Genomic DNA, 13,031 nt, shown 5'->3' with positions numbered 1-13,031 from the left:
GTGATAGCGGCTTAAAATCTGTTAGTTTAATGTTGCTTGACCTAGCATCTTGTCTACAAGACCTAGTTGCTTTTCTTTATCAGAAAGCTCATTTTTTACAACTTTCTCTGCAATCTCTACAGAAAGTGCTGCAACCTGACCTTTAAGATCTGCGATAGCGCTCTTACGTTCTGCCTCAATAGCTGCTTGTGCTTGAGCTACCATTTTATCTGCAGCGTCTTTGGCTTCTACCTTTGCGTCATCTATCATTTTAGTCTTCATCTCACGAGCTTCCTTAAGCATCGCTTCACGCTCTGCTCTAGCTTCTTTTAAAAGCTTCTCGTTATCTGCTTGAAGACTTGCCATCTCTTTCTTTGCATTTTCTGCAGCATCAAGAGCTCCTTGTATTCCTTCTTCACGCTCATTAAGTGCGCTCATAATAGGTTTCCAAGCAAATTTTACCATAAGGAAAATAAGCAATAAGAAAAGGATTGTTTGTTTTACAAACAGGTCAAGTGAAAAATTCTCTAATAATTGTTCCATCTCAAAAGTGGTTCTGTGTTCTTATAATCTTTGTTTAATTAAATTCAACTCCTGTAACCAACCGTTACAGGAAGTTGAATTTTTAGAGTTGATCTGGATTAAGCTCCTAATATAAGCGCTCCAAATGCAAGTCCTTCTAAAAGTGCAGCAACGATAATCATCGCAGTCTGGATTTTACCAGCAGCCTCAGGCTGACGAGCAATTCCTTCCATTGCAGCTCCACCAATCTTACCAAGACCGATACCACCTCCAATTACTACTAGACCAGCTCCTACTAAATTTGGGAACATTGGTGCTACTTCTTGTACTAATGCTAAAGACATAATAGTGTATATAAAAAATTAAACAAATAAAAATTCTTAATTAAGTGAAGTTCTTACGGATAACTTCAGTGTCCTCAATCTCCTCTCCTAGCTCGTCGTGCAGCTCCTCATCGTGATGATCATCTGCAACTGCCATACCTATAAATAGTGCAGAGAGTGTTGTAAATATATAAGCTTGTAAGAATGCTACTAGCACCTCAATAAGCATTATGAATAATGATAAAAATAATGATACAATAGTAGACCCTGTTGCAGATAAGCTTTCTTGCATAAGAATACCTACCGCTACAAGACTCATTACAACCGTGTGACCTGCAGTAATGTTTGCAAACAGACGTACTAATAATGAAAATGGCTTAATAACTAGTGTACCTATAAGTTCTATAATACCTAGTAATGGTCTAAACACATAAGGAATACCTGGCATCCATAACATATGCCCCCAGAAGTGCTTATTACCACTAAACACATAAATTACTAATGTAATAACAGCTAGTGCCGCTGTAACAGCTATCTGACCTGTAACATTAAATCCGAATGGCATTAAACCTACAAGGTTAAGTATCCAAATAAAGAAGAATACAGTAAGAAGGTATCCAGTAAATTTTCTATAGCTCTCACCAATGTTTGGCTTAGCAATTTCATCACGTACATAAACCACTAGTGGCTCAAGTACACGTCCAAATCCTGTAGGAACTTGTTTGTTTTTGTATTGTCTTGCTAGTCTTGAGAACCAAAACAGCATTAATAAACCTATAAGTAATATCCCGAAGACACTCTTTGTGATAGATAAATCAAAAGGCTTTGAAGCATTTACTGCGTGGTGCTCTTCATCAAACTGAACAGCAGTCTCACCAGCGTTAAGCTCATATATTCTACTATGAAGTTTTACAAAGCGGCTATCACCTTTTTCTACAACGACAGTTCCATCATCATCGTGGTGAAACTCTGAAGACATAAAAGCCGTAAAGCCATTTTCTCCCCACAACATTACTGGTAAAGGAAAACCCCAGTGATGCTCAACTCCATTATCATCAAAAGTTGAGAATAAATGGAAGTCGTGAGAGTCCTTTAAGTGATGTTGTATGTACTCATTAATCTCCGTTCTTGTATTAACAGGATCACCCTTTTTTGCTCCATCTTTTCCGTAAACAGAAAAAGAAGTCAAAAGCACAAGAACTAATGTTAAAAATGAAATCGATTTTGATGCTATTTTCATTCCAATATTTTCAATAAATGACGTGGCCTAAAATTCTGTGCAAAAGTACTCATTTTCTTGAAAATAAAACAGATTTCGTAATTATTTCAATTTTGAGTCTCTCTATTCAAGATTTTCACAATAACAATTACCTCATAAAAGATAAATATGAAGATGGGTAACAGTAGAGAAACACTGTCTCTCTTACTCAAATCAGGTCCAAAAAAAATAACATCTCTAAAAAGAACACAAAAGAATAAAACTTTTACCGCCATAGATCCTAAGTATAAAAAACCTAGTTGATCTTTAAACTCTTTTGTGAGCGAGGCAAGTAGCTCAAAGACTACAACAAGTATATAAGATGCTATTGCTTGATATAGATAAACACTCCATAAACTGTATGGATGATATATCTCAAATTTTAATGTGAGATAATGGTGAACGTTATAACTAATGAGAAATAAGCTTATAACACCAAGTGTATAAAGAATTAATTTTTTGATCAACACTTATTTATTGAGACGCATTACCCCTTTTATGACGAAGTAGATAGAAAGAAAAATAGCAAAGAGTGTAACTGTTTTTTCTAAGAATGTAGTTTCAAACTTTTGATCCAGCCATATGCCTAATAGATTACCTAAGTATATAGTCACACCCATTTGTAAGGCAATGGTAGAAAACCGCGCCCAGTTTTTAAGCGGAGCGTTCTCCTTTTCCTTTGGCATTAGATAGCGATTTAAGGTTGCCTTTCATCTCACAAGATGCATTAAAGGTTGCCCCAGGCTCTACGGCAAGCTTACCAGTAATAACCTCTCCCTCAATATGTGCAGAAGTCTTTATAGAGAGTAAATTTTTTATCTCTAATCTACCTACAATTTTACCCTCTACATCTGCATCGTTGCAAATAACTGTACCGGTTACAACACCTGTTTTACCTATTACAATCTTATTTGGCGCTGTAATATTACCCTCTATTACACCATCTATACGAAAACCTCCTTCTGAGGTAACATCTCCCTTAAGAGTTGTACCCTGGCTTATGCGGTTTTGTTGATTTGTAAGAGCAGGTCCTTTTCCTTTTTTGTTATCTGAAAACATTTGTAAGGGGGTTTATATTTAATCTCATTTTGTTTTTTGTGCCTTATAAGCATCAAAGTTTTTATGTACTTGGATGATCTTATAATTTTCTGAAGCAATAATGGTATTAGGTCTTGTAATTCTTACTTGATCATTTACTGCAAGTAATTCAACAAGGCCTTCGGCTTGATTTCTACTGTCTAAAAAGTGTATTACTACAAAAGACTCTTTCTCATTATATACATCTATAGAGGTAGAAAACTGTGTGTAGCCTATTTTTTCAAAGCTCTCTACAAGTCTCCTCTGAAAATCGCGCGCTCCTTGCACGTCAGAACTTGTAAAGGAGTATAGCACCTTATAGTTTATAGAAATTGCCTCGTCATCAAAGTTTTCAAACTTCATTGTAGGCAAAGCATTGCGCAATAAGTTTTGAGCTTTCTTACCCTCTTCTGTACGTGGGTAGGTAAGTGCTACATAATTAAGGCTCTCTTTGTAAGCATCATACCCTTTATATCTACCTAACACGGTTGCTTTAAGCAGTTCAAATTTAGGTAAATATGGATCTCCATAAAGTTGATCAATTTTTATTTCTAGGTCTGAGAGAAGACCTGCATATTCTTGGTTTTGAAAACGCTTGTATAAACCTTTATAAATTTCTTCTGGAGCCTCTGCATCTGCTTCAAGTGCTGTATTAGGATTATTTATTCTTGTAGCATAACGAGAGTCTGGATACTTTGTGGTGATCTCGTTTTTATAGGTTTCCGCTTTCGCGAAAGCGTCCATAGATTCATACACTTGATACAAGTTATAGGTAGCTGGCAACACAAGCTTCTCATCAGGTTTGAAACTTAATAGCTTTTCTAAACGATTTGCCGCCAAAGGATATTCTTTAAACTTTTCTTTATAAATAAGCCCTAGCTGAAAGTATGCAAAGTCACGCTCTTTAATGAGGCTATCTATTTGAGTTCTATCCCTAGGTAGTGTTGCAATATAGTCTTGTGCTGTTTTCTTTTGTGTCTCCTCTTCTTCTTGAAGTGCTACCGGCAAGAGTCCTCCGTTACTAGCTGGAGTTTGTTTTGATGAGAGGCGCCATCCATCTGCTAGTCTTCTTTTACCCCATCTACGCTCAAAGGCTTGCTTACCATAAGATACGGCCACATCATTATAGAAGTAAAATTCACCAGCTGTAGCTTGTGTTTTTTTACGAGCACTAGTACTACTATTAAAAAACTCGTTATTACGTATTTTATCTACTCTAGCAATAGAGTCTGCAGCTTCCTTTGCCTTAAGCTCTGCTATATAGTTGTCAAAATATGCCGTTAGATCATCTTCAGACATTGTAACTAGCGAAATTATACTGTCATTACGAAGGGTAAGATCTTCATATGCAATAACATCTGTAAGGTTATCACGCTTCTTTTTTACAGACCTATACTCTCTTGTACGGTCGCTTATTTTACCCAGCATACTATCATAATAAGCACCAGCAGTTTTATATGCGGCTTGCTCAAAATTATAGTCTGCAAGTGCGAGATAATCTCGTGACACAAGATAGTTATCTGTGCTAGTCTCCCTTAATGACTTATTATAATTTGCAATAGCAGAGTCTTCTTTACCTAGGCTCATATAATAGGCCGCCTTTGTGTAATATATTTTATCTAAAAATGGTCTATTCTCTCTATTGCTTACCATTTTATCTAGACGCTCTCTTAGTGCAAGAGTATCTTCTGTAGTAAGGTCACTACTACGTATTTGCTCTAGATGTGCATTAATATGATACTTGCGCGGTATCTTTCTATTAAGGTCTATCACTTCTTGAAAGGCAAGGTTTGCACTATCTTTTTTATCGAGACGATTATACAGCTGCCCCTTGATGTAGTTATAGCGACCTCTTTCTTCATACTTACGAGTAAGGTCTGATGCTTCTTTTATATAAATGAGAGCACTATCTGGTTTGTTTAGATTTAGGTAGGCCTGCGCAAGCATTGCTTTTGCATCTGCAATGTCTTGGTTTTTGAGATTTTTCTCTACTTTAAAAATCTTATTGAGATTCTCTATAGCAATCTCATTATTTTCTAGCCTGATGTTTGTCTTTTCCTTCCAGACTTTTGCCTGAGCGATATTGTTACTCTTAGGGTAATATGCAAGTACGTAATTAAAAGCTTCGAGTGCTGGGACAAATTGCTGGTCAAAATATCTTGCTTTTCCTAGTAGTAAGAAGGCTTCATCCATTTGTGGGTTGCGCTCTTCTCCATCTATTTTCATAGAGTGGCGCTGTATGGCTTTGATTGCTTTTTCTTCTGCTCTTACAAAGTTAGGATCTCTGTTCTCTTCACCTAGAGCCGTGTTTTCTTCAAAAGAAATGCGCTCTATAGGTAATACCTCCCAGTAGTTATCATTAAAGGTTTGTATAAGTGCACTCTTACCTTCATCTAGGGCGACGTTACCATTATATAACGTATTGTACTCTGTGGTAACTGCGTGGTAGTTGCGACTTATAAATGAATCTTTCTTGCGAGAGCAGCTCGCAAGAATTAATACAAGAATACTTGTACAGAGGATACGTCTTAAGAGTATTGTCAAACCTGTTGTGTTTTTACTAAAAGGAACTGTAATTTACCCATTTTAGTATGGAAGCGTGTAAAAATACATTTCTTTTTGAAAAAACATAGATTTCCATCTTTTTATTAGGACTCTTCACGTCATATAGTGCCTTTGAGCAGATAATTTGTGGATGTCTTAAAAAAAAGTTAAGAAAATTCTAAAAAAAACCGCTGTTTTTTCGGTTGATACCTAGCACTTTAGTATTTTTACTGTTCAAGTTGCATAAACTTGAAGAATTAAGTTGGGGAACTTAGGAAATGGTCGCTTTATTGTGGCCATTTTTTTTACCCCAACTTAAGACTCTTACTCTACTACCACCTCATTACCAGCAAAGTAAGCCTCTAGATCTTTAAGAGTTGCTGGAGAAGTCATAATATCTTTTACTAAAGTTCCTTTCTCTAACACCACAATACGCTCACAAACTTCTGTAACGTGCTGAAGATCGTGACTAGACACCAAGACAGTTACCTCTCTATCTGATGCCATCTTTTTTATAATTCCTTTTAAACGTATTTGCGTAGTAGGATCAAGATTTGCAAATGGCTCATCAAGTATAATTACATCCGGACTCCCTATTAATGTTGCTACAATACCTACCTTTTTTTGATTTCCTTTTGAAAGATCACGTAAGTATTTACGTTTTCCTATAATCTCATCATTAAAGAAGTCTTCAAAAGTCGCGAGCAATGCATCTACATCTGCCTTATTTTCTCCTCTTAGATCTCCTATAAAATAAAAGTACTCTTCTGGAGTAAGGTATCCTATAAGGAATGACTCATCTATAAAAGAAGCCGTATGTATTTTCCAGTCTTCACTCTCATTTACTTTTACGCCTCCATTTTCTATATAACCTGTAGAAGGTTGTATAAGATCTAGCAGACAGCTGAAAAGCGTAGTCTTACCGGCTCCATTATTACCTACAAGTCCAAAAGACTGACCCCTTGGGATTTCAAAACCTTCAAGGTTAAGAACTGTAACTCCGTTATATGATTTTGACAAGTTGTGTACTGTGATCATCGTCTCTCTATTTTGTTTGTTTGTAAGCTGCAAGCGTTTTATACTTCTCAGTCTTATATATTTTTATAATCTGGTCAAATACTTTGTCTCTAAAAGCAAAGCCTATAAGCCCTACTATAGCGACTAGTGCATAGCCCAAAGTAGGTCCTACTGTAAAGTGCCCTATCGCATAAAGTGCCATAGGCCCAAGCATTTTAGGTAAACTCACAAGCAGCGTTTTAAGGTTAAAAGAACTCTTGTCTCCAAAGGCCTTTTTACCACTCTGTAAGTCTATAGGTGTTTTTATATAAGCACCCCCTAGCAATACAAGGTGTGCATTTATACCCATATTAAATATAGCTCCTACTAGTACTGCAATAAGTATATCCCACCCAAAATAAATATAGGGTATACATAATATGGCCGAAAAGAATGTGGCAATCACCACAAGTAACCACTTAGACTTTAAGTAATCTTTATAGGCAATATTTTGTGTCATCATAAGTGGGTAATAGGCACTATCCCAAGATGGAACAAACTGCCCAAAACTAAAAAGGAAACCACCACTCACAAATACAGCAGCAAACATCTTCCAGAAAGGACCATCATAAACCTCAACAGCACCCGTAAAAAAGAGCAACCCGTAAAACAAGAACATAACACTCATAAACACAGTAGTCTTAGAGCGTTTATTTCTCATTATAAGTCTAATATCATTTTTAAGAAAAGTAGACTGCTTCCCAAAACGATCTAGCCACCCTAAATCTCCACCACTGGCTTCACTCACCTTTTTTGCCAACCCTGCATCTAGATATAGTCTTGCAAGAAAGTACTTAAAAGCAACCGTTGCTACTGTAACAAGTAATGCTATAGGAAATATAACAGGCCACATATACTCATATAACCCTTGAAAAAACGGTTGTGTAAAGGCTGTGATATCAAAATAGCCATAATACTGAGCAAAGCCCAAGGCAGCAAATAATGCTCCTACGCTCAACACAAGCCACAGCTTGTCATTTAAAAAGACATTAATAAAATTATTTGCATATATAAAGCAAAACATTGCCACGTGCCACGCAATCACACCTAGCGGATTAAAACCCTTTGCCAGTAAAACAATAGAAAATGGAATAAAGAAAAAAGCGTGCATCCAGTTCCAGAAGGCAAGCACCGTTTTACCAAGTGCAAACTTTACAATCTTAGTCTTTTTAAAAGGTAAAAGTAATAGCGGTTTAATATTTACCACGGGCATTTTTTGCCCCATATATCTTATTATAAGATCACCTACTATGTAGTAAATAACAAATGTATTTACGGTAGAGAAAGGCTCAAGGTCTGCTTTTTCAAGTATAAAATAAAGACCCACACCAGCACCTCCTAGGTATAAAACCATCATTAAGGCTCCAAAAACCATCAAAATTTTAAGTGCAAGGTTAGTCCCAAAAGCAGGACTTCTAAAAAATGCCTTCCACTCAAGGCTTACAAATTGTTTGACCATAATTTTCGGTTGTTTAGCGAGGTATAGGTATTTAAACTACTCGTAATGTTACACATAAAACGCATTGCTTTGTATTTTTGTAAAAAAAACGTCAATGTCTTCATTTCATACACTTCATATTCAGACCATTACAAGAATCACAACAAAGTCTGTTGCTATTACTTTTGCACTTCCGGGTGCTTTAAAAGAGCACTTTACCTTTGCGCCTGGTCAATATATTACTTTAAAAACTACTATAGATGGCACAGAGGTTAGACGTGCTTACTCTATTTGTAGCACACCTCAAGAGGGGCTTACCGTTGCTGTAAAAGAGGTAGAAAACGGAACGTTTTCAACGTATGCAAATAGAGAACTTAAGGAAGGTGACACGCTAGAGGTACAAGAACCAGAGGGTAGATTTAAGATAGATAATTCCGCTTTCGCGAAAGCGAAAAACTACGCAGCATTTGCCGCAGGTTCTGGTATTACACCTATTCTGTCTATGATAAAGACAACCCTTACTCAATCTCCAGATAGCACTTTTGTACTAGTCTTTGGGAACCGAACACCAGAGGAGGCGATGTTTATAGACGAGTTACAAGCCTTGAGATCTCAATATACAGATCGCTTCTCTATAGAGTCTATTTACTCGCAGTCGCGTGTAGATGGCGCACACTTTGGCCGTATTATGAAATCTACGGTAAACTTTGTGGTAAAAAATAAATATGCCGAAAACAACTTTGACGATTACTTTTTATGTGGTCCAGAGGCAATGATTAATGAAGTAACTAAAGTTCTAAAAGAAAATGAAGTTGCAGATACTGCTATACATTTTGAACTTTTTACTGCAAGCACAGAAACTTCAGAAATAGAAGCGCCTCTAGATGGTAAAACGGCTATAAAAGTACTTTGTGACGATGAGGAGTTTGAGTTTACAATGGATCAAGAGACAAACATTCTTGACGCATCGCTAGATGAAGATATAGACGCACCACACTCTTGTCAAGGCGGCGTATGCAGTAGCTGTATCGCAAGAGTAACAGAAGGTACTGCTGTGATGTCACAAAATCAAATTCTTACAGATGCAGAGGTTGCAGAGGGACTCATCCTTACCTGCCAGGCGCATCCTACCTCAGCTAGAATTGTGGTAGATTATGATGATATATAGTTAGTCGTAATAATGAATCATAAAGGGAATTACTATAAAATTTCAAGAAATGGTAATGTTCATACTTTAAGTGATAGACTTCCATTTAATTGGAAAGAATTATTTATTTGGACCGCTGCCTCTTCTGTATTTCTAATTTGGTTTCTAGGAATTGGTCTCGGAATATTCGTTACCGCTTTAACATCGATTGGATTTATATCATATAGGTTTACTGCTTGGGTTTATTATTCTGAATTGAAGATTGACGAAAAAACCGGAGAATTAACTTATCTAAGAAAAATACTTGAGCATACTCAAAAAACGGAATTACTAACAAATAAATTTGACTCAAAACGTTTGCAATTTTCAGAATTGACTCGTAGTGGTAAAACGAAGTTTCTAATGAATTATAGAACTCATAAAAACAATGAATTGTTGATTTTGAATAGTAAAAAAGACAAAGAATTTATTGAAAGGTATATTGCTCAAATAAATGTTATTTAAACACAGACATTATAACATTTTTAAAAACCTGCCCGTTATACAATAGGCAGGTTTTTTTATGCCATTAAATTATGTTACCCCTACCTTAAAAGGAGATTATCTATTTTTAACCTATGTGGAACTTTTATCGTGACGTAACATTATATGCTGCTGCAGTCTGCATTTTATTTGGACTCGCGACAGTTCCTGCTCGAGATAGCATTATAAATGGTGTTCTAGTAACTATCGTTGTTTTTGGTGTGTTTGGGACTGGCTTGGGCATTCTTGCCTTTGGTTACTTTCAAAAACAACAATACTATATGTACCATAATCTTGGTTTTACAAAGAGGCACCTCATCACAAGAACCTATTTGATAAATGGTTTTCTAGCCATAGTCTTGCTTATCATTACATCCTTCTTTGTATGATAAACGAGCTACAACTCATATCTGCACAAAAATCATTTGGAAGCAAAGAAGTGCTCAAAGATGTCTCCTTCACACTAAAGACTGGTGATATTTTGGGACTATTTGGTGCTAATGGATCTGGCAAATCTACATTGCTCAAGATACTTTTTGGCACCTTAAAAGCGACTAAAGCAACACTTACCATAAATGGCTCACCTATATCTCTAGAAAAGATTATTCCTAGTCAATATATAGGCTATTTACCACAAGAAAGCTTTTTACCTAAACATTTAAAAGTAAGAGATATCATCCCGCTATTTTATAGTGATGGTGATGATCAAGACGCCATTTTTAGAGCTCCATTTATAGAAAAAATAGCGTCAAAAAAAGCGGGCGTACTCTCAATGGGTGAGATACGTTATCTAGAGCTGCTACTTGTAGCAAATCTTAATCACCCATTCCTTATGCTAGATGAGCCTTTCTCTATGATAGAGCCCTTGTATAAAGAAAAGATAAAAGAGTTTTTGTTTTCGCTTAAAGCAAAAAAAGGAATCATAGTCACAGACCATTATTATACAGATGTACTAGACGTTACTACGAGTAACATTGTACTTTCTAACGGGTTTTCTTCGGTAGTATATTCGGTAGAAGATCTTAGGCTACAAGGGTATATTACATAAAAAAACCTGTCTCATCTTTATGACTTGACAGGTTTTGGTTTTATTTACGCTTTCGCGAAAGCGTATTTCTATATAAACTTCTTAATAATCGTTGCTACAGGCTCTATCGCTGTGGTTTGCTCTATAGATGGTCCTGCAACCCATACGGTTTTATAAGTAGCTCCCTGTGCGGCCTTTGTGGTATCACGCATACCCTTTGCAAAACGAATGGCTTTCACCCATTTTTTGAGCTTCTTATTTTTATTAAGAAGACCTTCTAGCCAGGTTTGTTTTGTTCCTATCTTTTGAACATAAGGTGTATTAATAACTGTACACGGCGTACCAGATATCTTTTGTGTCATCACGATATCTTTTGCACCAAAGTCTACACAAGCTTGCTTGTACTCTTGAGACACAGGTGCCTCTTCTGAAGCTATAAAAGGGCTTCCTATACTTGCTCCTATCGCGCCGTAAGACATTGCACGATCAAGGTCGCTCTTGTTTGCAACTCCACCAGCAGTTATTACTGGTATCGCGCAGTTTTCATTAAGCTCTTTTATAAGTGCTTCTGGAGCGATATTACCTCTGTGGCCTCCTGCTTGATTATTTACTGCAACTAGTGCATCACAACCCATTGCTTCTACCTTTTTTGAGTAGCTCAAGTCTGTAACATCACAAAATACTTTAATTCCCTTTGGTTTTGCCTTCTCGATAACCATTCTAGGTGACCCGAGAGATGTGATAATGAAGTCTACACCTAGCTCACAAGCTGCTTCCAGCTGTGCAGGGTACTTCATATTAGATTTATTTACAATAAGATTTATCCCGAAGGCTCCTCCAGGTACTTTTGCCGCTTTAAGCTCATTAATGGCAGCTTTAAGCTCTTCTATAGTTCTATAATTAAGTGCTGGCACACAAGCAGCAATGCCACTCTCCATTCCGGCTTTTAACATTGCGACATTAGACACCAGAAACATAGGTGCCATAATAATAGGGTGAGTAATGCCTAGTAAGTCGTTAAGGGTAGGTTTTGTTGCGCTCATAGTTATATAATATACCACAAATATAGTATAATTTTACTGTGCGCGCATAGTATGTTATATTAGATAGTTGCTTTAATCTTATCTATTACCTGTTCTGGTAAGGTGGTTTTCATCACATCTTCATAACCTTCTGGCACTAGATTGCCGTATATTGAAGTTGGGATTTTTGGATACTTTTTTCTGTCTGACACTATGCAGTGCTCTTCTTGATTAAATGGAGCAAAGCCTGCATAAGGATGTGTTACTCCCCAAAGGCTTATCGTAGGCACGCCATACATTGCTGCTAGGTGTGCGTTACCACTATCCATAGAAAGCATACCGTCTAGCTGACTTATAAGATTAAGTTCTTCTTTAAATTTAAGTGCTCCAGCTACGACCTTTACATTTTTACAGCTATCTGAGAGGTTATTAAGTATAGTCACTTCTGAGGGCGCTCCAAATAGAAAGATATCGTACTTATCTAATTGGTCTATTCCTTCTACTACCATTTTCATATAATCTAGAGGATACTGCTTACCTAGGTGAGCGGCAAAAGGTGCTACTCCCAGCCACTTACGATTATGACCTGCTGTAAACTCAATGATTGCTGGCGCTTTATTGGGTTTTGGTAAAACCTCTGGAACTAGGTCTTTAAATTCTAGGTTGTCAAAAACAGCTTTGTAGCGCTGTACGGTTGTAGCAAGTTGTGTAAAGTTCTTATCGCTTTCTCTAGTGAGTGCTTTCTTTTCGGCTCTTCCTTTATCTAGAGTTGCACTAGGCAGATTAAGAAAGGTACGAAGCATTTTAGACCGTATGACATTGTGCAAGTCTGCAACGTGTGTGATACCAAGCTTTTTAAGCTCTCGTGCGAGTTTCCATATACCCATCACTCCTTTATGTTCTGAAGTGACATTTGCAGCAACAAATTCAAGGTTAGGTATGGAGCTTACAATGGGTTTAAAAAATGGTTTTGAGAGAAAAGATATTTTTATGTCTGGATTTGCTTTCGCGAAAGCGTAAACCACAGGCACCGTCATCGCTACATCTCCCATTGCAGAGAGCCGTATGATGAGAATATGTTTTTGTCTAGCCATTGTAAGAATGCACGATACCGCT

15 protein-coding genes are annotated in these 13,031 nt (G+C 36.9%); 4 read left to right on the top strand and 11 right to left on the bottom strand.

Features of this window, described 5'->3' with window-relative positions:
* Positions 1-21: 21 nt before the first annotated feature.
* The 9 genes from Q0948_RS05955 to Q0948_RS05920 form a co-directional block, all read right to left on the bottom strand.
* The gene (locus Q0948_RS05955; protein WP_035326314.1) at positions 22-522 is read right to left on the bottom strand and encodes a F0F1 ATP synthase subunit B; all 501 of its coding nucleotides are present in this window, start codon (positions 520-522) and stop codon (positions 22-24) included.
* Between the two features lie 98 nt (positions 523-620).
* Positions 621-845, bottom strand: coding sequence for an ATP synthase F0 subunit C (gene atpE / locus Q0948_RS05950; protein ID WP_269465683.1), 225 nt, complete (start codon positions 843-845; stop codon positions 621-623).
* Between the two features lie 40 nt (positions 846-885).
* A complete protein-coding gene (gene atpB, locus Q0948_RS05945) occupies positions 886-2,064 on the bottom strand; it encodes a F0F1 ATP synthase subunit A (protein WP_298349859.1) in 1,179 nt (392 codons plus the stop codon).
* 86 nt (positions 2,065-2,150) lie between these two features.
* Positions 2,151-2,552, bottom strand: coding sequence for a DUF6168 family protein (locus Q0948_RS14930; RefSeq protein WP_035326310.1), 402 nt, complete (start codon positions 2,550-2,552; stop codon positions 2,151-2,153).
* Positions 2,553-2,768 (bottom strand): AtpZ/AtpI family protein, encoded by a 216-nt coding sequence (locus tag Q0948_RS05940; protein ID WP_298349857.1) that lies wholly within the window; start codon positions 2,766-2,768, stop codon positions 2,553-2,555.
* A complete protein-coding gene (locus Q0948_RS05935) occupies positions 2,737-3,141 on the bottom strand; it encodes a polymer-forming cytoskeletal protein (protein ID WP_035326305.1) in 405 nt (134 codons plus the stop codon). Before Q0948_RS05935 ends, Q0948_RS05940 begins: the two co-directional genes overlap by 32 nt.
* Before the next feature lie 24 nt (positions 3,142-3,165).
* On the bottom strand, positions 3,166-5,703 hold the full coding sequence (locus Q0948_RS05930) for a hypothetical protein (protein ID WP_298349854.1): 2,538 nt from the start codon (positions 5,701-5,703) through the stop codon (positions 3,166-3,168).
* A gap of 324 nt (positions 5,704-6,027) precedes the next feature.
* Positions 6,028-6,741 (bottom strand): ABC transporter ATP-binding protein, encoded by a 714-nt coding sequence (locus tag Q0948_RS05925; RefSeq protein ID WP_298349852.1) that lies wholly within the window; start codon positions 6,739-6,741, stop codon positions 6,028-6,030.
* Between the two features lie 7 nt (positions 6,742-6,748).
* Positions 6,749-8,218: a DUF5687 family protein gene (locus Q0948_RS05920; protein WP_298349850.1), complete on the bottom strand. Its 1,470-nt coding sequence runs from the start codon at positions 8,216-8,218 to the stop codon at positions 6,749-6,751.
* 94 nt (positions 8,219-8,312) lie between these two features.
* Between Q0948_RS05920 and Q0948_RS05915 the strand changes: the two genes are divergently transcribed.
* From Q0948_RS05915 to Q0948_RS05900, 4 genes are all read left to right on the top strand, one after another.
* Positions 8,313-9,365, top strand: coding sequence for a ferredoxin--NADP reductase (locus Q0948_RS05915; protein WP_298349848.1), 1,053 nt, complete (start codon positions 8,313-8,315; stop codon positions 9,363-9,365).
* A 12-nt stretch (positions 9,366-9,377) separates the two neighbouring features.
* Positions 9,378-9,848, top strand: coding sequence for a hypothetical protein (locus tag Q0948_RS05910; RefSeq protein WP_298349846.1), 471 nt, complete (start codon positions 9,378-9,380; stop codon positions 9,846-9,848).
* Between the two features lie 113 nt (positions 9,849-9,961).
* The gene (locus Q0948_RS05905; protein ID WP_298349844.1) at positions 9,962-10,255 is read left to right on the top strand and encodes a hypothetical protein; all 294 of its coding nucleotides are present in this window, start codon (positions 9,962-9,964) and stop codon (positions 10,253-10,255) included.
* Positions 10,252-10,914: an ATP-binding cassette domain-containing protein gene (locus Q0948_RS05900; RefSeq protein ID WP_298349842.1), complete on the top strand. Its 663-nt coding sequence runs from the start codon at positions 10,252-10,254 to the stop codon at positions 10,912-10,914. Before Q0948_RS05905 ends, Q0948_RS05900 begins: the two co-directional genes overlap by 4 nt.
* A gap of 68 nt (positions 10,915-10,982) precedes the next feature.
* On the opposite strand, the gene Q0948_RS05895 is transcribed toward Q0948_RS05900, so the two are convergent.
* Both Q0948_RS05895 and Q0948_RS05890 read right to left on the bottom strand, forming a co-directional pair.
* Complete coding sequence (locus Q0948_RS05895; protein WP_298349840.1) at positions 10,983-11,936, bottom strand: nitronate monooxygenase; 954 nt, start codon at positions 11,934-11,936, stop codon at positions 10,983-10,985.
* A gap of 59 nt (positions 11,937-11,995) precedes the next feature.
* Positions 11,996-13,009, bottom strand: coding sequence for a glycosyltransferase family 9 protein (locus Q0948_RS05890; protein ID WP_298349839.1), 1,014 nt, complete (start codon positions 13,007-13,009; stop codon positions 11,996-11,998).
* Positions 13,010-13,031 lie beyond the last annotated feature (22 nt).

Origin of the sequence: uncultured Dokdonia sp., from assembly GCF_947496725.1 — a bacterium.
GTDB lineage: Bacteria > Bacteroidota > Bacteroidia > Flavobacteriales > Flavobacteriaceae > Dokdonia.
Note: the sequence above shows the minus strand (reverse complement) of the source record. Positions and strands in the feature narration are given on the sequence as shown.

Excerpts from the sequence above, each read along its gene's own strand:
- Q0948_RS05955 (WP_035326314.1), bottom strand. The coding sequence starts at position 522 with ATGGAACAATTATTAGAGAATTTTTCACTTGACCTGTTTGTAAAACAA.
- atpE (WP_269465683.1), bottom strand. The coding sequence starts at position 845 with ATGTCTTTAGCATTAGTACAAGAAGTAGCACCAATGTTCCCAAATTTA.
- atpB (WP_298349859.1), bottom strand. The coding sequence starts at position 2,064 with ATGAAAATAGCATCAAAATCGATTTCATTTTTAACATTAGTTCTTGTG.
- Q0948_RS05940 (WP_298349857.1), bottom strand. The coding sequence starts at position 2,768 with ATGCCAAAGGAAAAGGAGAACGCTCCGCTTAAAAACTGGGCGCGGTTT.
- Q0948_RS05935 (WP_035326305.1), bottom strand. The coding sequence starts at position 3,141 with ATGTTTTCAGATAACAAAAAAGGAAAAGGACCTGCTCTTACAAATCAA.
- Q0948_RS05925 (WP_298349852.1), bottom strand. The coding sequence starts at position 6,741 with ATGATCACAGTACACAACTTGTCAAAATCATATAACGGAGTTACAGTT.
- Q0948_RS05920 (WP_298349850.1), bottom strand. The coding sequence starts at position 8,218 with ATGGTCAAACAATTTGTAAGCCTTGAGTGGAAGGCATTTTTTAGAAGT.
- Q0948_RS05915 (WP_298349848.1), top strand. The coding sequence starts at position 8,313 with ATGTCTTCATTTCATACACTTCATATTCAGACCATTACAAGAATCACA.
- Q0948_RS05910 (WP_298349846.1), top strand. The coding sequence starts at position 9,378 with ATGAATCATAAAGGGAATTACTATAAAATTTCAAGAAATGGTAATGTT.
- Q0948_RS05905 (WP_298349844.1), top strand. The coding sequence starts at position 9,962 with ATGTGGAACTTTTATCGTGACGTAACATTATATGCTGCTGCAGTCTGC.
- Q0948_RS05900 (WP_298349842.1), top strand. The coding sequence starts at position 10,252 with ATGATAAACGAGCTACAACTCATATCTGCACAAAAATCATTTGGAAGC.
- Q0948_RS05895 (WP_298349840.1), bottom strand. The coding sequence starts at position 11,936 with ATGAGCGCAACAAAACCTACCCTTAACGACTTACTAGGCATTACTCAC.
- Q0948_RS05890 (WP_298349839.1), bottom strand. The coding sequence starts at position 13,009 with ATGGCTAGACAAAAACATATTCTCATCATACGGCTCTCTGCAATGGGA.